At 69.9% G+C, this 21,600-nt stretch carries 23 protein-coding genes and 1 pseudogene; 6 read left to right on the forward strand and 18 right to left on the reverse strand.

The annotated features are described in order from the left end of the window. Positions 1-83 precede the first annotated feature (83 nt). Entirely contained in the window at positions 84-635 is a 552-nt protein-coding gene (locus tag ACZ7M3_RS08775; RefSeq protein ID WP_472061822.1) for a hypothetical protein, read from the forward strand. Positions 636-1,036: 401 nt separating this feature from the next. Here ACZ7M3_RS08775 and tsaE read toward each other — a convergent pair whose 3' ends face one another. From tsaE to ACZ7M3_RS08840, 13 genes are all read right to left on the reverse strand, one after another. Continuing rightward, the gene (gene tsaE, locus ACZ7M3_RS08780; RefSeq protein WP_095853078.1) at positions 1,037-1,570 is read right to left on the reverse strand and encodes a tRNA (adenosine(37)-N6)-threonylcarbamoyltransferase complex ATPase subunit type 1 TsaE; all 534 of its coding nucleotides are present in this window, start codon (positions 1,568-1,570) and stop codon (positions 1,037-1,039) included. Further along, positions 1,536-2,774, reverse strand: a complete 1,239-nt coding sequence (locus ACZ7M3_RS08785; protein ID WP_388532987.1) for an alpha/beta fold hydrolase — start codon at positions 2,772-2,774, stop codon at positions 1,536-1,538. The genes tsaE and ACZ7M3_RS08785 overlap by 35 nt, the downstream gene beginning before the upstream one ends. Before the next feature lie 158 nt (positions 2,775-2,932). Further along, a complete protein-coding gene (gene alr / locus ACZ7M3_RS08790; protein ID WP_472061824.1) occupies positions 2,933-4,087 on the reverse strand; it encodes an alanine racemase in 1,155 nt (384 codons plus the stop codon). A 46-nt stretch (positions 4,088-4,133) separates the two neighbouring features. Beyond that, a complete protein-coding gene (locus ACZ7M3_RS08795; protein WP_472061826.1) occupies positions 4,134-5,009 on the reverse strand; it encodes a L,D-transpeptidase family protein in 876 nt (291 codons plus the stop codon). A gap of 273 nt (positions 5,010-5,282) precedes the next feature. Then, a complete protein-coding gene (locus ACZ7M3_RS08800; protein ID WP_472061828.1) occupies positions 5,283-6,722 on the reverse strand; it encodes an NAD(P)H-hydrate dehydratase in 1,440 nt (479 codons plus the stop codon). 61 nt (positions 6,723-6,783) lie between these two features. Next, positions 6,784-7,155 (reverse strand): holo-ACP synthase, encoded by a 372-nt coding sequence (locus ACZ7M3_RS08805; RefSeq protein WP_388118558.1) that lies wholly within the window; start codon positions 7,153-7,155, stop codon positions 6,784-6,786. 64 nt (positions 7,156-7,219) lie between these two features. Beyond that, positions 7,220-8,473 carry a CU044_5270 family protein gene (locus ACZ7M3_RS08810; RefSeq protein ID WP_472061830.1) on the reverse strand — a complete coding sequence of 418 codons (1,254 nt, stop codon included), beginning with the start codon at positions 8,471-8,473 and terminating at the stop codon, positions 7,220-7,222. Then, the gene (locus ACZ7M3_RS08815; RefSeq protein ID WP_472061832.1) at positions 8,470-9,084 is read right to left on the reverse strand and encodes an RNA polymerase sigma factor; all 615 of its coding nucleotides are present in this window, start codon (positions 9,082-9,084) and stop codon (positions 8,470-8,472) included. Before ACZ7M3_RS08815 ends, ACZ7M3_RS08810 begins: the two co-directional genes overlap by 4 nt. A gap of 205 nt (positions 9,085-9,289) precedes the next feature. Continuing rightward, the gene (locus ACZ7M3_RS08820; protein ID WP_355314568.1) at positions 9,290-9,781 is read right to left on the reverse strand and encodes a peptidylprolyl isomerase; all 492 of its coding nucleotides are present in this window, start codon (positions 9,779-9,781) and stop codon (positions 9,290-9,292) included. Between the two features lie 132 nt (positions 9,782-9,913). Then, positions 9,914-10,111, reverse strand: coding sequence for a hypothetical protein (locus tag ACZ7M3_RS08825; protein ID WP_472061834.1), 198 nt, complete (start codon positions 10,109-10,111; stop codon positions 9,914-9,916). Positions 10,112-10,191: 80 nt separating this feature from the next. Next, the gene (locus tag ACZ7M3_RS08830; RefSeq protein WP_472061836.1) at positions 10,192-10,911 is read right to left on the reverse strand and encodes a DUF4232 domain-containing protein; all 720 of its coding nucleotides are present in this window, start codon (positions 10,909-10,911) and stop codon (positions 10,192-10,194) included. 437 nt (positions 10,912-11,348) lie between these two features. Next, complete coding sequence (locus ACZ7M3_RS08835; protein WP_472061838.1) at positions 11,349-11,678, reverse strand: hypothetical protein; 330 nt, start codon at positions 11,676-11,678, stop codon at positions 11,349-11,351. Between the two features lie 190 nt (positions 11,679-11,868). Beyond that, on the reverse strand, positions 11,869-12,282 hold the full coding sequence (locus ACZ7M3_RS08840; protein WP_472061839.1) for an ATP-binding protein: 414 nt from the start codon (positions 12,280-12,282) through the stop codon (positions 11,869-11,871). A gap of 210 nt (positions 12,283-12,492) precedes the next feature. On the opposite strand from ACZ7M3_RS08840, the gene ACZ7M3_RS08845 reads away from it, so the two are divergent. Further along, positions 12,493-13,344: a helix-turn-helix domain-containing protein gene (locus ACZ7M3_RS08845; RefSeq protein ID WP_472061841.1), complete on the forward strand. Its 852-nt coding sequence runs from the start codon at positions 12,493-12,495 to the stop codon at positions 13,342-13,344. A 3-nt stretch (positions 13,345-13,347) separates the two neighbouring features. Next, a complete protein-coding gene (locus ACZ7M3_RS08850) occupies positions 13,348-13,569 on the forward strand; it encodes a DUF397 domain-containing protein (RefSeq protein ID WP_472061842.1) in 222 nt (73 codons plus the stop codon). Here ACZ7M3_RS08850 and glmS read toward each other — a convergent pair. After that, a complete protein-coding gene (gene glmS, locus ACZ7M3_RS08855) occupies positions 13,530-15,377 on the reverse strand; it encodes a glutamine--fructose-6-phosphate transaminase (isomerizing) (protein WP_267062607.1) in 1,848 nt (615 codons plus the stop codon). The two genes, ACZ7M3_RS08850 and glmS, sit on opposite strands and share 40 nt — an antisense overlap. A 198-nt stretch (positions 15,378-15,575) precedes the next feature. On the opposite strand from glmS, the gene coaA reads away from it, so the two are divergent. Beyond that, positions 15,576-16,544 carry a type I pantothenate kinase gene (gene coaA, locus ACZ7M3_RS08860; protein WP_355302866.1) on the forward strand — a complete coding sequence of 323 codons (969 nt, stop codon included), beginning with the start codon at positions 15,576-15,578 and terminating at the stop codon, positions 16,542-16,544. Positions 16,545-16,572: 28 nt separating this feature from the next. Further along, positions 16,573-16,769 (forward strand): annotated as a pseudogene (locus tag ACZ7M3_RS08865) (DUF389 domain-containing protein); the annotation flags it as partial. A gap of 106 nt (positions 16,770-16,875) precedes the next feature. On the opposite strand, the gene glmM reads toward ACZ7M3_RS08865, so the two are convergent. The 3 genes from glmM to rplM form a co-directional block, all read right to left on the reverse strand. Next, positions 16,876-18,234, reverse strand: coding sequence for a phosphoglucosamine mutase (gene glmM / locus ACZ7M3_RS08870; protein WP_355302868.1), 1,359 nt, complete (start codon positions 18,232-18,234; stop codon positions 16,876-16,878). Positions 18,235-18,397: 163 nt separating this feature from the next. Beyond that, positions 18,398-18,919, reverse strand: a complete 522-nt coding sequence (gene rpsI, locus ACZ7M3_RS08875) for a 30S ribosomal protein S9 (protein ID WP_060895271.1) — start codon at positions 18,917-18,919, stop codon at positions 18,398-18,400. Between the two features lie 45 nt (positions 18,920-18,964). Further along, positions 18,965-19,408, reverse strand: coding sequence for a 50S ribosomal protein L13 (gene rplM / locus ACZ7M3_RS08880; RefSeq protein WP_060895272.1), 444 nt, complete (start codon positions 19,406-19,408; stop codon positions 18,965-18,967). Between the two features lie 472 nt (positions 19,409-19,880). Here rplM and ACZ7M3_RS08885 point away from each other — a divergent pair, with 472 nt between their 5' ends. Continuing rightward, complete coding sequence (locus ACZ7M3_RS08885; RefSeq protein ID WP_472061845.1) at positions 19,881-20,762, forward strand: hypothetical protein; 882 nt, start codon at positions 19,881-19,883, stop codon at positions 20,760-20,762. Between the two features lie 67 nt (positions 20,763-20,829). Here the strand turns inward: ACZ7M3_RS08885 and ACZ7M3_RS08890 are convergent, their stop codons facing one another. Then, a complete protein-coding gene (locus ACZ7M3_RS08890) occupies positions 20,830-21,582 on the reverse strand; it encodes a polyprenol monophosphomannose synthase (RefSeq protein WP_355302872.1) in 753 nt (250 codons plus the stop codon). Positions 21,583-21,600 lie beyond the last annotated feature (18 nt).

A 21,600-nucleotide genomic window follows, 5' to 3' on the forward strand; every position in this document is an offset into this window, starting at 1 on the left:
CCCGGTCTGCGGGGTGGCGGCTGCTACCGTCACCACAAAGGACGTATTGGACACGAACGCGGTACGAGAGGCGGGTACACAAGGTGGCTAGGAGCAGCTCGGGATTCGTGGCCGGGCTCACCGCGGCGGCTGTCACGGTGGTCGGCTTCCTCGCCTACCAGGCGTCCGCGAACGTGCCCGACACCCTGGGCAAGCCCCTCGCGGGCGCGTCCAAGGTCCCCACCACGAAGGCACCCCGGGACAAGAAGAACCCGGTGGCGCTGCCGACCGCCTCGGGCAGAGGTGAGCGGGTCGTCTACTCGGTCGACGACGACCGCGTGTGGCTGGTCGCCGCGAACAACAGGACCGAGCGCACCTTCAAGGTCACCCCCGGCACGGTGGACCCGGCGGTCGGCACCTACGCCGTCACCTCCCGCTCCAAGGCCGTCACCGGATCGGACGGCACTCAGGTCGAGCACGTGGTCCGCTTCAGCATCGTGGACGGCGTGGCGATCGGCTTCAGCTCCGCCATAGACGGCTCCACGGGTTCCCCCGACTCCACCAAGAAACTCGGCGGTATCCGGGAGACCCGCAAGAACGGCACCGCGATGTGGAACTTCGCAACGATCGGCGTGAAGGTAGTCGTCATCCGGTAACTGTCGGCGCCCCGAAGGGGCGCGGGGAACTGCGCGACCAGCCCCCACCGGGCCCGCACCCGAAAATCCACGCCCCCGCGGAGCGCTCACGCGGCTTTGCGCGGCCGCGCCTCCGCACGCGGCTCCTCCGGCATGGGCGCCCGAGGCGGCCTGGACACCGCGTCGGCCGCCGCACACGACGCCAAAAGGTCCCGCATCGACACCCCACCGCACGGCTGCTGCACCGGCACGTCACGTTCCGAAGCCGACATGGACGCCTCCTGGGGATTCGGGGGCAAGCGTGGTTAGGTAGACCTAACTACGGACTGAGGTCCATGTGACCACGGCCGGGAGGCCGAACGCAACATCTTGCCGACGACTTGTCGGAACCTTCACGCCCCCGGAACCCTCACCCAGGGTGATCAAGCCGCGAGCACGCTCAGATCGGTCGTCGCCCAGCGCTCCCCGAGCCCGGTGAGCGTGACGTGCCGTACCTCGTCCGTGGTGTCGCCGACGGCCCGGTGGATGACGACGTCGAGCCGGTCGTCGGTGAGCTCCTCGACCTTGCCCTCGCCCCACTCCACGACGATCACCGAGTCGGAGAGCGACACGTCGAGGTCGAGGTCCTCCATCTCGTCGAGCCCGCCGCCCAGCCGGTACGCGTCCACGTGCACGAGCGGCGGACCGTCACCGAGGGAGGGGTGCACACGGGCGATGACGAACGTCGGTGAGGTGACCGCGCCCCGCACGCCGAGCCCCTCGCCGAGCCCGCGGGTCAGTGTCGTCTTGCCCGCGCCGAGCTCCCCGTTCAGCATCACGAGATCGCCCGCGCGCAGCAGCTTGGCCAGGTGAAGGCCCAACTCCCGCATCTGTTCTGGCGAGTTGACGGTGATCCGGACGTTCACGCCCTCGGCGGCGGGCTCAGCCGGGTTGTGCGCTGCTGCTGGTGCTTCCATAGCCACCCACGGTAGCCCCTGCCGGAACGGCGCCCGCGCGCATCAGAAGGTCGGCGAGACGGTCTATGACCACCTCGGGGTGCTCCAGCATGACCAGGTGCCCGGCGTCCGGGACGAGCACCAGTTCGGCGTCCGGCAGCAGGTCCGCGATCGCCTCGCTGTGCTCACTCGGTGTCACCATGTCGCCGACCCCGGCCAGCACCAGCACCGGCAGTTCGGCGAAGTACGCGAGGGCCTCGGTCTTGTCGTGCTCGGTGAACGCCGGGTAGAACTCCGCGACCACGTCGATCGGGGTGCCCTCGATCATCCGTTCGGCGAACCGCACGATGGCCGGGTCGACGTCCCGGGACGCGAACGAGTACCGCTTGATGATCCCCGCGAACAGGTCGGCCGTGGCCCGCCGCCCGCGCTCCACCAGGGCGGCCTGCTGACCGAGCGCCTTCAGCACACCGGGGAGCACCCATCGCACCGCGTTGACGCCCGCGACGGGCAGCCCGAAGTTGACCTCGCCGAGCCGCCCCGACGACGTACCCACGAGCGCGACGGCGACGACCCGCTCGCGGATGAGCTCCGGGTACTGGTCGGCCAGCGCCATGACGGTCATGCCACCCATGGAGTGCCCCACCAGCACGATCGGCCCCTCGGGCACGGCCGCGTCGATGACGGTCTTCAGGTCCTGGCCGAGCTGGTCGATGGAGACGGGCGTGTCGTCCTTCGTCTGGCCGACCCCGCGCCCGGAGCGGCCGTGACTGCGCTGGTCCCAGTGCACCGTGCGCACCACCCCGCGCAGCGCGGCCCGCTGGAAGTGCCAGGAGTCCTGGTTGAGGCAGTATCCGTGGCTGAAGACGACGGTGACGGGGGCCGGGGCCTTGCGTCCGAAGAGCCGGCGCCGACGTGGGGTGAACGTCACATCCTGCTCGATGTCGTCCACCTCGTAGTACAGCTCGGTGCCGTCGTCGGCGTACGCCTTGCCGGGCGTGCCGCGCAGCGAGCCGTACGGGCCCGTCGAGTCGAGCGCGAGGCGGGCCTTGTTGCGCATGCCACGGCCCACCGTCAGCCGCTCTATGGCGACTCCGGCGGCGGCGCCCGCGGCGACCACGCCTATGGCGACGCCGGCGATACCGGCCTTGCGCCAGTTCCCGGCGGCGGAGGCGACGGCCGCCGCGGCGACGTCCGTGACGGCCTCCGCGCTGCTCTCGCTCACGTACCGCTCCTCTTCGCCGGGGTGTCGTTCACTTCAGTAGGTCGTGCTGGGGGTGGTGCCGGTCGTGCTGAGGGTGGTGCCGGAGGTACCGCTGATGGTGCAACTATGTCCTGTTGCCCTGTTGTCCTGCGCGGGGCACCCCCTGTACTCCTTGCGGGTTACCCGCCTTGTTCCCTATTCACGTATACGCGCGGCACTCGGGTTCCGATCCGGGTGACGATTTCGTACGCGATCGTCCCCGCCGCCCGCGCCCAGTCCTCGGCGGTCGGCTCGCCCCGGTCGCCCGGACCGAACAGGATCGCCTCCGCACCGGGCGCCGGCTCGTCCCCGCCCAGGTCGACCACGAACTGGTCCATCGCGACCCGCCCCGCCACCGTCCGCCACTTGCCGCCCACCAGCACCGGTCCGGTGCCGGAGGCGTGGCGCGGCACGCCGTCCGCGTAGCCGACGGGGACGAGGCCGAGGGTGGTGGCACCCGCGGTGACGTAGTGATGCCCGTAACTGACTCCGTGGCCCCCGGGTACGTGCTTCACCAGCGCGAGGGACGCGCTCAGTGTCATCACCGGGCGCAGCCCGAAGTCGGCCGGGGTGCCGATCTCGGGGCTGGGCGAGATGCCGTAGACCGCGATCCCCGTCCGTACGAGGTCGAAGTGGCTCTCGGGGAGGGTCAGCGTGGCCGGCGAGTTCGCGATGTGCCGCACCTCGGGGCGCACGCCCCGCTCCTCGGCGTACGTCACCATCTCGCGGAAACGGTCCAGTTGGGCACGGATGGAGGGGTGCCCGGGTTCGTCGGCGCAGGCGAAGTGCGACCACAGACCGGTGATGTCGATCAGCCCGCGTTCCTCGGCGCGCAGCGCCTCGCGCACGAGTTCGGGCCAGTCGGCGGGCTGGCAGCCGCCGCGCCCGAGCCCGGTGTCGGCCTTGAGCTGGACCCGGGCGGCCGTCCCGGCCGCCTCGGCGGCGGCGGTGACCTCCCGCAGGGCCCACATCCCACTCACCGACACGTCGAGGTCGGCCTCGATGGCCTCCCGCCACGGCCCGCCGGGCGTCCACAGCCAGCACATGATCCGGCTGTCGGTCAGGCCGGCCGCGCGCAGCGCGAGGGCCTCCTCGGGGGTGGCGGTGCCGAGCCAGGTGGCGCCCGCCTCCAGCGCCGCGCGGGCGCACGGGACCGCCCCGTGGCCGTACGCGTCGGACTTGACCACGGCCATCAAGGCCGCCGACGGCGCGTGGGCACGCAGGGTCCGCACGTTGGCGCGCAGGGCGGCCAGGTCGATCTCTGCGCGGGCGCGCAGGGGTGCTGTGTCGTTCATCGCGCCCCCAGTGTCTCAGAGGGGTCCGAGGGCCCCAGGAGGACGGTCAGGTGCCGGCCCTGCGGCCCCACACGTACACGTGGTCGTTCGTCTTGGTGACGTTCCACAGGGAGCGGGCGTCGGCCAGGCGCAGATTGACACAGCCATACGAGCCGTTCGGGTCGTAGATGCTGCCGTAGATGGCGTGGAAGGCCTCTCCGCCGCTGAAGAACTGGCTGTACGGCATCGGGGTGTTGTACAGCGTCGACCAGTGGCTCTTGTGCTTCCAGTAGACCTTGAACCAGCCGGTCCTGGTCCGGTACCCGGCCCGGCCGCTGCGCATCGGCACCGGTCCCCACAGCACCTTCTTCCCCTTCTGCACCCAGGTGAGCTGCCGGGTCAGGTCCACACACGCGACGCGGTACGACCGCACGGGACACTTCCCGGCCGCGTTCGGGTTCTTCTTCGCGGACAGCAGCTGCATCCGGGCCCAGGTGACGGGGCCGGCGAAGCCGGTGTTCGGCTTGATCTTCTCCTTCGTCTGGAACGCCCGGATGGCGGCGCAGTCGCCCGCCGACTGCTTCCCGTCGACCTTCCGCTTCAGCCACCGCTCGACCTGCCGCTGGTACGGCCCGGTCAGCTTGCTGCACGTCACGGACTTGCCCGCGAGGGCCTCGCTGAGCGGGATGTACTCGATGAGCGCGTCCGTCTCCGCGGGGGCGTCCCGCGGTTCGACGGCGTCCTCCTGCGCGCTCGGCCTGTACACCTTGGGCGGCAGCATCTGGTCCGGCGTGTCCACCTGCCACGGATGACGGGGCCCCGGCGGCACGCCGGGCACCAGCTCGCTTCCCGGCCCGGGCGCCGGGGGCCCGGCCGCCGCCGCGCCCTCCACCGGCATCACCACCAGCAGCGCGAGGAGCACCCCCGTGCTCCCGAGTCTCATTCGTCTGCTCATCATCATGCGACCAGCGATACGCAACCCCAAGGCGAGCGGGGGTGAGCCGCGCGGACGGGGTCCCCCGTAATGGGCAACGCAGCGCCCCCGTAAGGGGCGCGGGGAACTGCGCGACAAGCCCCCACCGCCCCGCAGCCAAAAATCCCACCCGGAGAAGGCTGGGGCGAAGCCCCGCCCCAGGGGCGCGGGGCTGTGTATATGTGCGGCTCCGCCGCGGGGCGCGCCCAGCCCCCACCCACCCGCGGACAAAGAACGGCGGGGTCAGCGGAGCGCGTCGCGGATGTCCCGCCAGGCCTCCGGAATCGTCGCCGCGACATCATGCGCCCCCAAGGGCGCCCCGTCCGCCGCGAGCCTCCCCGCGAGCCCATGCAGATACGCGCCCACACTCCCCGCGTCCAACGCCGACAACCCGGCCGCGAGCAACGACCCCGCAAGCCCCGACAGCACGTCCCCACTGCCGGCCGTGGCCAGCCACGCCGTCCCCGTCGGATTCACCCGCACCGCACCGCCCCCCGGATCGGCGACCAGAGTCGTCGATCCCTTCAGCAGCACGGTCGCCCCGTACCGAAGCGCCAACTCCCGCGCCGACGCCAGCCGAGCCGCCTCCACCGACTCCCGCGAGACCCCGAGCAACGCCGCCGCCTCCCCGGCATGCGGAGTCATCAGCGTGGGCGCGGTCCGGGCCCGTACGGCGGACCGGTCCGCGAGCCGCAGCCCGTCCGCGTCCACCAGCACCGGCACATCCGCCTCGAGCACCTGCGCCACCGCCGACGCGTCGTCCCCGACCCCGGGCCCCACCACCCACGCCTGGACCCGCCCGGCCCGCGCGGGCCCCTGGTCCGACACGAGCGTCTCGGGAAAGCGGGAGATCACGGCGTCCGCCGCGGGCCCGACGTACCGCACCGCCCCCGCCCCACCCCGCAGGGCCCCGGACACGGCGAGCACGGCGGCCCCGGGATACCGCGCGGACCCGGCCGCGATCCCGACGACCCCGCGCCGGTACTTGTCGCTCTCGGCCCCGGGCACCGGCAGCCGCACCGCCACGTCCGCGTGCTGAAGGGCCTCCAGTTCGGCCTCCTCGGGCAGTTCGAGCCCGATGTCGACGAGGCGTACCGAACCGGCGTACTCACGCCCCGGGTCGATGAGCAGCCCGGGCTTGTGCGTCCCGAAGGTCACCGTCAGATCGGCGCGGACGGCGGTGCCCAGGACCTCTCCCGTGTCGGCCTCGATCCCGCTCGGCAGGTCCACGGCGACCACGGCCGCCCGCGAGTCCGCCGCGTACTCGGCCAGCGGCACCGCATCGGGCCGCAGCCCGCCCTTGCCCCCGATACCGACGATCCCGTCCACGACGAGGTCGGCCCGCAGGATCAACTCCTCGGCGGCGCCGGACCCGGCCACCGTGCCCCCGGCCCGCCGCAGCGCGGCCAGGCCCGCGCCATGCGTCCGTTCGGGCGCGAGCAGTACGGCGGTGACCCCCGCCCCCCGCCGCGCCAGCCGGGCCCCGGCGTACAGGGCGTCGCCCCCGTTGTCCCCGCTGCCCACGAGCAGTACGACCCGGCTGCCGTACACCCGTCCCAGCAAGTCCGCGCAGGCAGCGGCCAGTCCGGCCGCGGCGCGCTGCATCAGCGCACCCTCCGCGAGCCGCGCCATCAGCTCACGCTCTGCCGCCCTGACCGTCTCCACGCTGTACGCAGTACGCATGGGTCGAGTCTCCCGTACACGGGCCCACCGCGCCGCCCCGGCCGCCGTACGACCGCCCTCCCTACCCCTCCGCCACCACGACGGCCGAGGCCACTCCCGCGTCATGGCTCAGCGACACATGCCACGAACGGACGCCCAGTTCGGCCGCGCGCGACGCCACCGTCCCCGTCACCCGCAGCCGCGGCCGGCCGCTGTCCTCGACGTAGACCTCCGCGTCCGTCCAGTGCATGCCCGCCGGGGCGCCCAGCGCCTTGGCGACCGCCTCCTTCGCGGCGAAGCGCGCGGCCAGAGAGGCGATGCCCCGGCGCTCCCCGTTCGGCAGGTGCAACTCCTGATCCAGGAAGAGCCGATGGGCCAGCCCCGGCGTACGCTCCAGCGCCGCCAGGAACCGGTCGATCTCGGCCACGTCGATACCGACCCCGATGATGCTCATGCCCAGCACCCTATGGGCCGGACGGCCGCCGACGCGCCCACCTCTCGGCGTTGCTCGCGCGAGCTCAGTGCTTGGCGTTCTTCGGCACGGTGATCTGGTGCTCGCCCCAGCTCATCCGCGTCGTCGCCTCGTAGTTCACCGTCGTACCCGCGTCGAGACCCGCCTCCCGGGCCCTGGCCGACGGTTCGACCAGCACGACCTGCTCGCAGAGCATCGCGCCGGTGGTCGGGTCCACGACCAGTTGCTGCTGCACGCTCCCCAGCGGGGTGCGCGCCGTGCCGGGGAACGCGACACCGACGCCCTCACGCCCCAGTGGGTCGGTGACACGCCCGAGCCCCCGGACACCGGGCAGGTCCGCGATCACCCGATACGCGGCCGCCCGTACGGCGGGCTTCACCGGCATCGTGATGAGGTCGGCCGCCTGGCGCAGCACATAGGCCGTACGGCCGGCGCCGGTCTCGGCATCGCTGCTGTCCGCCGCGTACAGCTTCTCCAGCTGACGGCGCAACTCTCCACTGTTGGAGGGGAGTTCGCGCAGATCCTGGTACGAGACGTTCCGCGGGCCGAGGGCGTAGATCTTGTCGTCGGCGTCCGTCCGCATGACCATCGGCCGCCCGGCTCCGATCCTGTACCCCAGCGTGCCCTGTCCGGCCGCTGTCGAGGCCTCGGCCTGCACGGTGGCCGGCGAGCCCGCGGCTCGCCAGCGTGCCTTGTCCGCCTCGGTGCGGGGCGCGGTCACGTCGTCCAGACCGGAGACCATCAGGCTCTGGGTTCCCGGACGCACACCCACCGACCACTCCCCCCTCGCCGTGGTGCGCACGGCGAAGAGCTGTCCCTTCGCACCGACGACGTTCACGTCCTGCGAGCGCGTGGTGGTCTGCCAGTACGTTCCCTCGGCGGCCGGTGTCTCCGCCTTCTTCGCCACACTGAGCAGTTCGAGGCGGCCGTCGACCTGGACGTCGGCACGGCCCTCCGACGCCGCCGAGGCCGACCCCGACGTGGCGGCCGAGGACTGCGGGTGGGCGCTCGCGCGCACCCCTGAAGGGTCCTGCCCGTCGAGCGTGCTCACGACCACCACGGACGCCGCGACGGCCGCGACGGCCACGACGGTCCCGAGCGGCCGGATCCCGGCCCAGAGGCGCCGTGGTTCCTGGGAGCGTGTCGCGCGACTGTCCGTCGCTCCGGCCAGGATGCGCGCCAGGTCGTCGTGCTGCCGCGGGGAGTCGGCCAGCCGGGCCGGGTCGAGTTCGTCGGGCCGCGCGTCCGCGAGCACCCTCAGGACGTCGGGCCGCCCGGACCGTACGTGGGTGTTCTTCATGTGAGTGCTCCTTTGCGATCGGTGCTGCGGTGCGGGGCCCGAGCCGACGGCACTTTCGCGGCCGGCGCTTGAGCGGGCGGTGCTTGCGCGGGGGCTACGGACGCCGTCTCCGCCGGGGACACCGCCTCGAGGGCTTTCTCCAGCCGACGGCGGGCCCGGTGCAGCCGGACGGTCAGCGTCGCGATGGTGCAGCCCAGGACCCGTGCCGCCTGCTTGGGGCTCAGTCCGTGCCAGGCGATCAGAGTCAGCAGTTCCCGGTCGGCGTCGGACAGACTCGCCAGGGCCTGCAACGCGGCTTCCCGGTCGGTCACGTCCGCCGCGACGTCACCGACGTCGTTCCGGGCACCGCTGCTGATGCGCTGCGCCTCCTCGGCGGCGAGGGCGTACTGGTGGCTGTCCCGGCGGCGCAGTTCGCGCACCAGGTTGCGGGCCACTCCCAGGAGCCAGGGCAGTGCGGGTTGCGGAATGTCCCGCACGCGCCGCCAGGCGACGGTGAACGTCTCGCTCGTGATGTCCTCGCCTACCTGTCGACCCACCAGACTCGTGGCATAGGCGAGGACGCGCGGATAGCACTCCTCGTAGACGTCCCTGAAGCGTTGGGCATGTGTCACACGCCATCCCCTCATATCGGCTCTCTCACCAAGCAATGCGCGTGAGCGCCCACTTCTTACAGGGAGAGCCGAAATTCCTGCGGTGTGGTCCGCGTCACGCCGGGGAGAGGCGAGGGGTGCCCGATACCGATCGAGCGGGAACGGCCGCAGCCGTTCCCGCTCGATCTCTGTGCTGTACGGCCGGACGAATCCCGGCCTGGATCTCTCAGACGGTGCCGGAGTCCGAGATGACGATCTTCTTGGACGTGGAGCCGGAACGGCTGCCGAGCTTCTCGACGGCCTTGACGACGTCCATGCCCTCGACGACCTCACCGAAGACGACGTGCTTGCCGTCGAGCCAGTCGGTGACGATCGTGGTGATGAAGAACTGCGAGCCGTTGGTGTTCCGACCGGCGTTGGCCATGCTCAGCAGACCCGGCTTGGTGTGCTTGAGCTTGAAGTTCTCGTCCGGGAACTTCGCACCGTAGATGCTCTTGCCGCCGGTGCCGTCCTCGTTGGTGAAGTCACCGCCCTGCAGCATGAAGTCCGGGATGACGCGGTGGAACGGCGAGCCCTTGTAGCCGAACCCGTTCTGACCGGTGGCCAGCTCACGGAAGTTGCGGGCCGTCTCCGGGACCACGTCGTCGTACAGCTTGAACTCGATCCGGCCGAGCGGCTCGCCGTCGGCGGACACCTCGAAGAAGACGTTCTGTCCCATGGCACTGCTCCTCTTGTATTCGAAAGGTCGTGTCCGAGAATAAGAGAGCAACGGCCCACGGGTCGCAGCGGGAACCCCCACAGCGGGACAAACGGCCTAACGCCACCGTCGGAACGAGCCTCCTCGCCGACCCTAGTCACCGTCTCCGCCGGACCGATTCACACTCCGCCGCCGGTTGCTCTTCGCGAAGGCGTGCACCAGCTCGCCCACGACGAGCGTCACCGCCGCCACGCCCCGGACCCAGCGGGGCCCGCCGCGCGACGCCCACACCACACACACGCTCCCACCGATAACAAGCACCAGGAGACCGGCCAGCACCAGAACGCCCATGTTCCCCACCCTGCATTCACATATCCGTACGGTGCGGTGATCCTCTCAGGAGAGAGCGCCCCCGCGGGATGTCACTGGGCTCACTTGCCGGAGCCGACGTGGTAGCCGATGGGGTCGACGTAGACGTCGGGAGCGTCGCCGCTGGGGGCGGCGATGGTGATGGCCAGGTCGTTGAGATTCACGATCTCCGAGACCTTCTCGTTGGGCGGGGTGACGGAGAGCCGGGTGTAGGTCTTGGCGGAGCCGCTGGTGCTCGGGATGTAGCGCAGCAGGAAGCGGGTTTCCTCGCCGGGCCCGATGCTGACGGTGGATCCCGAGGTGTCGGTGCGGGCGGCGTCGGGCCCGGTGTCGCCCAGGCCGTCGGGGCCCACGAGTTGGACGCCCGGGAAGCCGTGCATGCTGCACTTGCCGGAACCGGTGTTCTTCAGGTTGACGACTATCTGGTTCTTGACCCCCGTGGCGGAGGCGCTGAGAGCGAGATGATCGGTCTTGCACATGGAGCCCGACGTCGCGGACTGGGCGGTGAGCCCGCTGCCCTTGCTGGAGCCGGTGGAGGAGCCGGACGAGGAGGAACCGGACGTGGAGGAACCTGCGGTCGAGGTCGAGGCCTGGCCGCCGGTGGAGGAACCGGACGCGGAGGAACCTGAGGTCGAGTCCTGGGCGCCGGTGGAGCCGCTCCCGGCGGTGGACACGCTGGTGTTGGCGGAGGCGCTCGATCCGTCGCCGCTGCCGCACGCGGTCAGCGAGAGGCCGGCAGCGGCGACGATGAGGGCGAGGGCGGACATCTTCTTGACGCGCATCGGTACTCCTGGGAAGCGGTGTCGTCGCGCTCGCTCCGGCTGAGCGGGCGTTGCTGCTTCAAAGGAGGCCCGCCGCCGGACGGGCGTTGCGAAGGGAGCTGCATCAAGACGCCCCTGTGACAGTCGAGTCGACGCGCCGTTACGGGAGGTGAAGTCGACCGCGCAACTACTTGGCCTTTCACGGCCGGCTCCCTCGGCCGGCCTCGATGACCACCTGCGAGCATCCGCAACTGCCCACCCGCCACGGCAAACACCGTGCAACATCAGGCCGCCGCCAGCTCGCACCACACGCGCTTGCCGCGCTGCCCGTTCCTGGCCGGCGGCTACCATCTACGGCCACACCGGCTCCGCCGGTGCCGTTCCCGGATGTGGACGGGTCGGCGGAGTAGCTGTCTCGTGCAAGACGGGCTGGAGTGCGCTGGAGGCCTCCAGTCCTGCTATTCGGGCCGCACGTCCGTGAACAGGTCCTCTGCGTCGGCCACGTGGACCGCCCGTTCCGACCAGGCCTTGAGCTGATCCAGGTCGGAGCACGCCTGCACCCGCTGCCGGACGGAGTCAGGTACCTGGAGGCCTCGAAGCTCCAGGATCTTCAGGGTCATTTCGATGCGGTCTTCGACTCGCCCTTCGACTCGCCCCTCGACGCGCCCTTCGACGCGCCCTTCATCCCTCACCCGCTCCGCGGCCGGGTTCTTGAAGAAGTAGTTCACCGGAGCCATCAGGTCCCTCCAAATCTCCTTCGCCTGGGAATCCACCAGGCCGGACGTCACGAGCTGTACGAGCAGAGCCGCGCGGGTCCGTGTTGAGCACCGTGAAGCCGCACGGCTCCGGGAACGGCACATGGAACAGCTTCTGGAAGTTGCGGTTCAACCCGGCCGTGTCCTTCTGGCCGAAGTGGTGCAGCGCCTCATGCGACGAGCTGACCATCAGCCCTCCTTCCTGTACGACGTGATCAACGAGCTACGCGGCAGCCAGGTCACACCACACGTACTTGCCGCGCTGCCCGTTCCTGGCCAGCGGCTGCCAGCCCCACAGGTCGGCGCAGGCCCGCACGAGGGCAAGGCCGCGTCCCGCCTCCGCGTCGGCAACCTGGTCCCACGGCAGGGACGGCTCCGGGGGCTGCGGGTCCGCGTCCCAGGCGCCGATGCGCAGGACCCCGGCCCGCCACTGCACCCGTAGCGCCGCCTGCCCCTTCGTATGCCGTACGGCGTTGGAGACCAGCTCGGCCGCGACCAGCTCGGCGACGTCGGTGAGGCGGATCAGTCCGTGCAGGGTGAGGATCAGGCGGACGGTACGGCGACTGACGGTGACGGCACGGAGGTCGTGGGGGATGTACATCATGTACTCCCAGGGTTCGGCGACGGTTTCGGGCATGGGTGAACTCCGTTCGGCTGGTGGGGGGTTGGGGATACTCGGCGGTTCCGGGCGGTGGCATTGGCGCAGCCGTCACGGCAGAACGGAGCGGTGCGCTTCCGGTACCCCGGGGTGTCGCAGTGTGTGCGCCGCGTCACCCACCGTAGGGATAACCTGTCATCCCGAGCAAGCCGATCGCGTGATCTGCCCCCGAACGAGAAGGAGCAACTGATGGTCCTGAGGCGCGAACCAACGGCACGTCAGATGCGCCTGGGGATCGAGTTGCGCAGGCTCCGCGAGGCGGCAGGGCTCACCGCCGTCGAGGCGGCGGCGTTGCTCGGTACCGGTCGCGTCCAGATCAGCCACATCGAATCCGGACTCACGGGCGTGAGCGAACAGCGACTCCGCCGCCTGACATCCCACTACGCCTGTTCGGACGGGGAGTTCATCGGCGTCTTGATCGCGATCGCCTCTGACCGGACACGCGGTTGGTGGGAGGACTACCGGAGTCTGCTGCCAACGCCGTTCCTGGATCTGTCCGAGCTGGAGCACCACGCCAAGTACCGGTGGGACGTGGACTTCCTGCACGTCCCGGGCCTTCTGCAGACCGAGGACTACGCCCGGGCGCTCTTCTCGTACGTGAACCCGGAGTTCCCGGAGAGCGAGGTGGAGCGCTGGGTGGAACACCGGATGAAGCGCAAGGTCATCATCGAGCGCCCTGACCCGGTCCCATACGAGACCCTGATCCATGAGGCAGCTCTGCGTATCAGAGCCGGCGACCGCGCCACGGCACGCGCTCAGCTCGCCCGCATCCTGGAACTCGCCGAAGCCGACCACATCACCGTGCGCGTCATCCCCTTCGACCTGGATGGCTTCGGAGGAGCCGGGAGTTCCATGGTGTATGCGGGTGGCGCAGCCTCCAAGCTGGACACCGTCGTGCGCGACGGACCCAACGGCCCCGTGTTCATCGACGCCGAAGCCCAACTCAGCCGCTATCGAACGCTCTTCCGTAGGGTAGAGACGGTGTCACTCGAACCCGAACGCTCGCGTGACTTCATCCACCAGCTGGCGAAGGAGCTGTAGGAAATGACCACCCACGACGTCTGGCAGAAGTCATCCCTCTCCGGCGGCGGCCAAGGCGACGCCTGCGTGGAAATCGCCAAGCGCCGCACCCACATAGCCATCCGCGACTCCAAGACCCCGGCCAGGGCCACCCTCACCTTCCCGACCGGGGCCTTCGCCACCTTCATCGGCGCCCTAAAAACAACTCACTCCACCGTCACCGACTTCGCCAGGTTCCGAGGCTGATCCACCTCGTTGCCCCGCGCTGTCGCCAGTTCACACGCGAAGACCTGCAACGGCACCGTCGCGACCAGCGGCTGAAGCAACGTCGGCGTGGCCGGAATCCGGATCAGGTGGTCGGCGTAAGGCACCACCGCCTCGTCCCCCTCCTCGGCGATCACGATCGTGCGCGCACCCCTCGCCCGGATCTCCTGGATGTTGGACACGATCTTGTCGTACAGAACCGAGCGCCCGCGCGGCGACGGCACGACGACCACGACCGGCAGATCGTCCTCGATCAACGCGATCGGCCCGTGCTTCAACTCACCCGCCGCGAAGCCCTCGGCGTGCATGTAGGCGAGCTCCTTGAGCTTGAGGGCACCTTCCAGGGCGACCGGATATCCGACGTGCCGCCCCAGGAACAGCACGGTCTTCTTGTCGGCGAGCGATCGTGCGAGCTCCCGTACCGGCTCCATGGTCTCCAGGACGCGTTCCACCTCGCCGGAGATCTGGGACAGGTCCCGGATGACGGCCTGGATCTCGTCGCCCCACTTGGTCCCGCGGACCTGGCCCAGGTACAGCGCGACCAGATAACAGGCGACCAGCTGCGTCAGGAAGGCCTTGGTGGACGCGACGGCGACCTCAGGACCCGCGTGCGTGTACAGCACCGCGTCCGACTCGCGCGGGATCGTCGAACCGTTCGTGTTGCAGATCGCCAGCACCTTGGAGCCCTGCTCGCGGGCGTGCCGCAGCGCCATCAGCGTGTCCATGGTCTCGCCGGACTGGGAGATGGCGATCACCAGCGACCGCGTACCGAGAATCGGATCCCGGTACCGGAACTCGCTCGCGAGCTCCACCTCGCACGGGATCCGCGTCCAGTGCTCGATGGCGTACTTGGCGATCAGCCCGGCGTGGAAGGCGGTCCCGCAGGCCACGATGACGACCTTGTCGACCTCGCGCAGCTCGTGAACCGGGATCCGCACCTCGTCGAGGGTCAGTGAACCGGCCGCGTCGATCCGGCCCAGGAGCGTATCGGCGACCGCCTTGGGCTGCTCGGCGATCTCCTTGAGCATGAAGTAGTCATAGCCCCCCTTTTCCGCGGCCGAGGCGTCCCAGTCGATGTGGTACGAATGCACGTCCGCCGGACGGCCGTCGAAACCGGTCACCGTCACGCCGTCCCGGCGCAGCTCCACGACCTGGTCCTGACCCAGCTCGATCGCCGACCGCGTGTGGGCGATGAACGCGGCGACATCCGAGGCGAGAAAGGCCTCGCCCTCTCCAACGCCCACCACGAGCGGCGAGTTCCGCCGCGCCCCCACCACCACGTCCGGATCGTCCGCATGCACCGCCACCAGCGTGAACGCGCCCTCCAGGCGGCGGCACACCAGCCGCATCGCCTCCGCCAGGTCGTCGCACGCCGAGAACTCCTCGGCGATCAGGTGTGCGACCACCTCGGTGTCGGTCTCGGAGGCCAGCTCGTGCCCGCGCTCGGCCAACTCGGCACGCAGCAGCGCGAAGTTCTCGATGATCCCGTTGTGCACGACGGCGACGCGCCCGGCGTTGTCGAGATGCGGATGGGCGTTCGCGTCCGTGGGCCCCCCGTGCGTGGCCCAGCGCGTGTGCCCGATCCCCGTCGACCCGGTCGGCAGCGGCCGGCCGACCAGCTCCTTCTCCAGGTTGACCAGCTTCCCGGCCTTCTTCGCGGCGGCGAGCCCCCCGTCCGCCAACACCGCGACGCCCGCCGAGTCGTACCCCCGGTACTCCAGCCGCTTCAGCCCGGCCATCACCACATCGAGCGCCGACTGCGACCCCACGTATCCCACGATTCCGCACATGCGCCGCAGCCTAAGCGCCAACAGCCCCCCGAACCCGGCACTCCGTGCCCGAATTCGGAAATTCCAGCCACCTTTCGGGGGTCCCCGGCCCCCTGGACGCCCATGCGTAACCCCGTGTAGCCGACTACGTGACCGACCCCACCCCCCACCCCGTCCACACTCCCGTAACAATGGAGTGTGATCTCTCCGGTCTCCCCGATGCCCCGGAGCGCCCACCGGCACAGGCCGGAGGCGACTCCCTACGTCGACCTCACCCGAGCCGAGTGGAGCGTGCTGCGCGAAAAGACGCCGCTGCCACTGACCGCCGAGGAGGTCGAGAAGCTGCGCGGTCTGGGCGATGTCATCGACCTCGACGAGGTGCGGGACATCTATCTGCCGCTGTCCAGACTGCTCAATCTGTACGTCGGCGCCACGGACGGGCTCAGAGGGGCGTTGAACACGTTCCTCGGCGAGAAGGGCTCCCAGTCCGGCACCCCGTTCGTCATAGGGGTGGCCGGGTCGGTTGCCGTCGGCAAGTCCACCGTCGCGCGCCTGCTGCAGGCCCTGCTCTCACGTTGGCCCGAACACCCGCGTGTCGAACTGGTGACCACGGACGGTTTCCTGCTCCCCACCAAGGAGCTGGAGACACGCGGTCTGATGTCGAGGAAAGGTTTCCCCGAGTCGTACGACCGTCGGGCCCTCACCCGGTTCGTCGCCGACATCAAGGCGGGGAAGGACGAGGTCACGGCCCCCGTCTACTCCCACCTGATCTACGACATCGTCCCCGACCAGCGGCTGACCGTCCGCCGTCCGGACATCCTCATCGTCGAGGGCCTGAACGTCCTGCAGCCCGCCCTCCCCGGCAAGGACGGCCGCACCCGCGTCGGCCTCGCGGACTACTTCGACTTCAGCGTGTACGTCGACGCCCGCGCCGAGGACATCGAGCGCTGGTACCTCAACCGGTTCAAGAAGCTCCGCCAGACCGCCTTCCAGAAGTCCGACTCCTACTTCCGCAGGTACACGCAGGTCTCCGAGGAGGAGGCGCTCGACTACGCGCGCACGACCTGGCGCACCATCAACAAGCCCAACCTGCTGGAGAACGTGGCTCCCACCCGGGGCCGCGCCACGCTCGTCGTGCGCAAGGGCCCGGACCACAAGGTGCAGCGCCTGAGCCTGCGCAAGCTGTAGTCGCGAGACCCGTCGCCGGGCGAGGGCGCTGATCGTGGGCGCGATGGCGGTGGGTCCGGAGTCGGGCCGCCGGCGGGGGTGAGCACGGCCCTCGTGCGGCGGCATCCACGGCTCGCGGCGCGGTCGCTGATCGCGCCGCTGGTGGGCTTCGCCGTGGCGATGGCGACGACCGTGTTCTGCGGCATCTTCATGGACACCGTCGGCCAGTTGAGCCAGGCCGAGCTGCTGCTGAATCTGCTCGGCATCATCCTCGCCGTGGCACGCTCACGCTGCCGGCCCAGAAGTGGCTCTGGGCCCAGCACCGGGAACGTACCGCCAAGGCGGGGCGGTCTTAGCCCAGCGCCGACTTCACCGCGTCCGCGAGCCGTCCCGCCACCGACCGTGCGTGGTCGATGTCGGCGGCCTCGACCATGACCCGGACGAGCGGCTCGGTGCCGGAGGGGCGCAGCAGCACCCGGCCGGTGGAGCCGAGTTCCCGCTCGGCCTCGGTGACCGCGGCCGCCAGTTCGGCGGAGCTGTTCACCCGCGAGCGGTCGACGTCGGGAACGTTGATGAGGACCTGCGGCAGCCGCTCCATGACGGACGCGAGGTCCTGGAGCGTACGGCCGGTCTGGGCGATCCGGGCCGCCAGCAGCAGGCCGGTCAGCGTGCCGTCGCCGGTGGTGGCGTGGTCGAGGATGATCACGTGCCCGGACTGCTCGCCGCCGAGCGCGTAGTTGTGCTCCTTCATCTCCTCCAGGACGTAGCGGTCGCCGACCGCGGTCTGGATGAGGGAGACGCCCTCGCGCTCCATGGCCAGCTTGAAGCCCAGGTTGGACATGACCGTCGCGACGACCGTGTCAGAGCGCAGTGCGGAACGCTCCCGCATCGCCAGCGCGAGGACGGCCAGGATCTGGTCGCCGTCCACCTCGGCACCCGTGTGGTCGACGGCGAGGCAGCGGTCGGCGTCACCGTCGTGCGCGATGCCGAGGTCGGCCCCGTGCTCGACGACGGCGGCCTTCAGGAGGTCGAGGTGGGTGGAGCCGCAGCCGTCGTTGATGTTCAGGCCGTCGGGCGAGGCGCCGATCGTGATGATCTCGGCACCGGCCTGCGTGAAGGCCTCGGGAGACACTCGGGCGGCGGCGCCGTGCGCCTCGTCGAGGACGACCTTCAGGCCGTCGAGGCGGTTCGGGAGCACGCCGAGGAGGTGGGCGACGTACTTGTCGAGCCCCTCGTCGTAGGCGCGCACGCGCCCGACCCCGGCGCCGGTGGGCCGGTCCCAGGGCGCACCGGTGCGGTGCTCCTCGTAGACGCCCTCGATCCTGTCCTCCAGCTCGTCGGCGAGCTTGTGGCCGCCGCGGGCGAAGAACTTGATGCCGTTGTCGGGCATGGCGTTGTGGCTGGCCGAGAGCATCACGCCGAGGTCGGCGCCCAGCGCGCCGGTGAGGTACGCCACCGCGGGGGTGGGCAGCACACCGACGAGCAGGACGTCCACACCCGCGCTGGCCAGGCCTGCGACCACGGCTGCTTCCAAGAACTCCCCGGACGCGCGCGGGTCCCGCCCGACCACTGCCACCGGCCGGTGGCCCTCGAACGTACCCGCCTCGGCCAGCACATGTGCCGCCGCCACGGAGAGACCGAGCGCCAGCTCGGCCGTCAGATCCGCGTTGGCGACACCGCGCACGCCGTCCGTGCCGAAGAGTCGTCCCACTGGTGTCCTCCTGATGAAGCTCAGTTTTCGGAAGTCATCCGATCATGCAAGCCTTTGAGCGCCTTGTGCCGTTATACGCCCTGGGCTGTGATAAACGAACGCCCCGGCGGCACACAGCGTGCCGCCGGGGCGAACGGTCGTACCAATACGCAGCAGCCAGCGATTAACGCTTGCTGTACTGCGGAGCCTTACGGGCCTTCTTGAGACCGGCCTTCTTGCGCTCGACCGCACGGTCGTCGCGCTTGAGGAAGCCGGCCTTCTTCAGGGCCGGGCGGTTGTTGTCCACGTCCGCCTCGTTCAGCGCGCGGGCGACACCGAGACGGAGCGCACCGGCCTGACCGGAGACGCCGCCACCCGAGATGCGGGCGATGACGTCGTAGCGGTTGTCGAGCTCGAGCACCTTGAAGGGCTCGTTGACTTCCTGCTGGTGCACCTTGTTGGGGAAGTAGTCCTCAAGGGTGCGACCGTTGATCTTCCACTTGCCGGTGCCCGGGACGATCCGGACGCGGGCGATGGCGTTCTTGCGACGGCCCAGGCCGGCGGCCGGCTGCGGGTCGCCGAAGCGGCCCGCGAGCGACTCCGAGGTGTACTCGCCCTCGACGGGGACCTCGGACTCGGTGGTGTAGTTCTCGATGTCGACGAGCTCAGTCTCTTCGACCGGCTGCTCAACGGTGGTCTCGGCCACGATTCTCCTCAGATTCTTTTCTGTCTTAGGGGGTGGTGGCCGGAACTACTGCGCGACCTGGGTGATCTCGAACGGGACCGGCTGCTGAGCAGCGTGCGGGTGGTTCTCGCCCGCGTAGACCTTCAGCTTCGAGAGCACCTGACGGCCCAGGGTGTTCTTGGGGATCATGCCCTTGATGGCCTTCTCGATGGCCTTCTCGGGGTTCTTGGCCAGCAGCTCGTCGTAACGGACGGAGCGCAGACCACCCGGGTAGCCGGAGTGGCGGTACGCCAGCTTCTGGGTCTTCTTGTTGCCGGAGAGGTGCACCTTGTCGGCGTTGATGATGATGACGAAGTCACCAGCATCGACGTGCGGCGCAAAGATCGGCTTGTGCTTGCCCCGCAGGATGTTCGCGGCAGTGGTGGCCAGACGGCCCAGGACGACATCCTGGGCGTCGATGACATACCACTGGCGAGTGATGTCGCCGGGCTTGGGGCTGAACGTACGCACTTCGCAGCCTTCTTCTTCAGTGGATGGGTGCTGACACATGGCATCACTGAAGCGATCGTGCAGCTGGGGACGACAGTGCCGGGAACGATGCCCGTATGCCGCCCACTGGTAACTGCTCCAGGGAACCTACGTAGGGGCCTCTCGCGTGAGAACGACCAAGCCGATACGCATAACGAACTGTAAGAGTACCCGCGGTTGCCCGGACGGGTCAAAACGCGGGTTCGCGACCCGAGCACCTGGGCACTCAGGGCCACGCGAGCAGTCCCTGTAAACAGAGTAAGGCAGTCCTTTCCTCCGCAACGGTCCGACTACCCGGCGTCACCCGACGGCCCGCACCTGGAAGCCTGCCGAAGCGTGTCGCACCAACCACCCGGAGATGTCAGTTTTGCCCGTGCGCACTCAGGTCACGCTAGGGGCTCAAGTGCCCTCCGGTGCGGACCGGCACCCCCGGGACCCCGTCTAAGATGCGCGCATGAGTTATGGGCAGGGTGGGCAGGGGGAACCTCCGTGGGATCCCTGGAAGCCTGGTTCTCAGCAACCCGATTGGGGACGTCGGAACCAGACTCCGGACTGGGCGGCACTCGCCGACGCGTCCGAGGCACGCAACCGACGGCGCAGACTGCTGGTGATCGTCGGCTCGGCGGTCGCCACGATCGCGGTCGGCGCGGCCGTCGCCGTGGCCGTCGTCTCCTCGAACGGGGACAACCAGGCCGGGAACACGCCCAGCAAGCTGCCCGCCACCGCGAGCATCCCGAGCGACAGCACGGCGCCGGTACCGACGTTCGCGCCGACCTCGGCGCCGCCGCCGCTGGATCCGATGGACTTCATATCCAGCGTGCAGAAGGACACCGCGCCGCTCAGCCCGGACATCCTCTTCCCCGGTTCGCAGCTCACGATGGGTGACCGCGTCTACCGCAAGGGCCCCACCGCCTCGACGACGAACTGCGCGTCGGCCGTGCAGGGCACGCTGCCCGCGGTGCTCAACAAGAACGACTGCACCCGGATGATGCGCGTCACCTACACCAAGGACGGCGTCTCGGTGACCGTCGGCGTCGCGGTCTTCAACACCGCGGCCCAGGCGGTCAAGGCGAAGTCCGAGGCGGACAGCAAGAGCATCATCACCTCGCTGTCCGGCCAGGGCGTCGCCAACTTCTGCCGTACGGCGGTCTGCCGCTCGACCACCAACTCCTTCGGCCGTTACGCCTACTTCACGCTGGCCGGCTTCACCAACGGCAAGGACGTGACGACGAAGGACGCCAAGGTCTTCACGACCGGCAACGACCTGGCCGAGTTCGCCTTCCGCCAGATCCGCCGCCGCGGCGAGGCCCAGGCGTCGACGGCGGCCAACCAGTAACCGGCCGGCCGCCGCCGTACCCAGGTTCCGGAACCCGGAACCCGGGTCCCGGAACCTGGGACCCGGGTCAGTTCTTCTTCATGCGCAGCCGGATCGGCACCAACGCCGACTCCAGCTGCGTCTTCAGCGTCATCTTCGAGACCCCCTCGGTCCGCTCCTCGAAGCGGATCGGGATCTCGACGGCGCTGTGCCCCGCCCGTACGGCCTTGTACTTCAGCTCGACCTGGAAGCTGTATCCGGCGCTGTCCAGCGTGGCCAGGTCGATGTCGCGCAAGGCTTGGGCCGACCAGAGGTTGAACCCGGCCGTGATGTCCCGGATCCGGGTGCCGAGCACGGTACGGGCGTACCGGTTGGCGAAGCGAGAGAGCAGGACGCGGTGCGCGCCCCAGTCCTCGTCCAGCGAGCCGCCCTCGACGTACCGGCTGCCGATGACCAGCCCCACCCCGTTGGCCAGGGCCGTGCCGAGCATCCGGGGCACGGCCTCGACGGGGTGACTGCCGTCGGCGTCCATCTGGACGACGTACTCGGCGCCCTCGTCGAGCGCGAGGCTCATCCCGGCCGCGTAGGCGCGCCCGAGCCCGTCCTTCTCGGTGCGGTGCAGCACGCTCATCCGGCGCCGCCCCTTGGTGTTGTACTTCTCCGCCAGCTCGTCGGCGATCCTGCCGGTGCCGTCCGGGCTGGAGTCGTCCACGATCTTCAAGTGAAGCCCGTCGAGCGGCAGTTGAAGCACCGCTTCCGCCATTCTCGGCAGGTTGGCCGCCTCGTTGTAGGTCGGCATGACCACGGTGACGGCACTGCCCGCCCCCAGGTTGATCGTCATTCCCCTTCTCCTCCCCAT

This window comes from Streptomyces sp. NPDC111656, assembly GCF_055656965.1.

Bases quoted from the DNA above. Each gene is read 5' to 3' on its own strand.
- ACZ7M3_RS08830 (WP_472061836.1), bottom strand. From the start codon at position 10,911: ATGCGCGTCAAGAAGATGTCCGCCCTCGCCCTCATCGTCGCCGCTGCC.
- ACZ7M3_RS08805 (WP_388118558.1), bottom strand. From the start codon at position 7,155: ATGAGCATCATCGGGGTCGGTATCGACGTGGCCGAGATCGACCGGTTC.
- ACZ7M3_RS08825 (WP_472061834.1), bottom strand. From the start codon at position 10,111: ATGGGCGTTCTGGTGCTGGCCGGTCTCCTGGTGCTTGTTATCGGTGGG.
- alr (WP_472061824.1), bottom strand. From the start codon at position 4,087: ATGAACGACACAGCACCCCTGCGCGCCCGCGCAGAGATCGACCTGGCC.
- ACZ7M3_RS08845 (WP_472061841.1), top strand. From the start codon at position 12,493: ATGGTCCTGAGGCGCGAACCAACGGCACGTCAGATGCGCCTGGGGATC.
- glmS (WP_267062607.1), bottom strand. From the start codon at position 15,377: ATGTGCGGAATCGTGGGATACGTGGGGTCGCAGTCGGCGCTCGATGTG.
- ACZ7M3_RS08885 (WP_472061845.1), top strand. From the start codon at position 19,881: ATGAGTTATGGGCAGGGTGGGCAGGGGGAACCTCCGTGGGATCCCTGG.
- coaA (WP_355302866.1), top strand. From the start codon at position 15,576: ATGCCCCGGAGCGCCCACCGGCACAGGCCGGAGGCGACTCCCTACGTC.
- ACZ7M3_RS08810 (WP_472061830.1), bottom strand. From the start codon at position 8,473: ATGAAGAACACCCACGTACGGTCCGGGCGGCCCGACGTCCTGAGGGTG.
- ACZ7M3_RS08820 (WP_355314568.1), bottom strand. From the start codon at position 9,781: ATGGGACAGAACGTCTTCTTCGAGGTGTCCGCCGACGGCGAGCCGCTC.
- ACZ7M3_RS08795 (WP_472061826.1), bottom strand. From the start codon at position 5,009: ATGAGACTCGGGAGCACGGGGGTGCTCCTCGCGCTGCTGGTGGTGATG.
- ACZ7M3_RS08890 (WP_355302872.1), bottom strand. From the start codon at position 21,582: ATGACGATCAACCTGGGGGCGGGCAGTGCCGTCACCGTGGTCATGCCG.
- ACZ7M3_RS08850 (WP_472061842.1), top strand. From the start codon at position 13,348: ATGACCACCCACGACGTCTGGCAGAAGTCATCCCTCTCCGGCGGCGGC.
- tsaE (WP_095853078.1), bottom strand. From the start codon at position 1,570: ATGGAAGCACCAGCAGCAGCGCACAACCCGGCTGAGCCCGCCGCCGAG.
- ACZ7M3_RS08840 (WP_472061839.1), bottom strand. From the start codon at position 12,282: ATGCCCGAAACCGTCGCCGAACCCTGGGAGTACATGATGTACATCCCC.
- ACZ7M3_RS08800 (WP_472061828.1), bottom strand. From the start codon at position 6,722: ATGCGTACTGCGTACAGCGTGGAGACGGTCAGGGCGGCAGAGCGTGAG.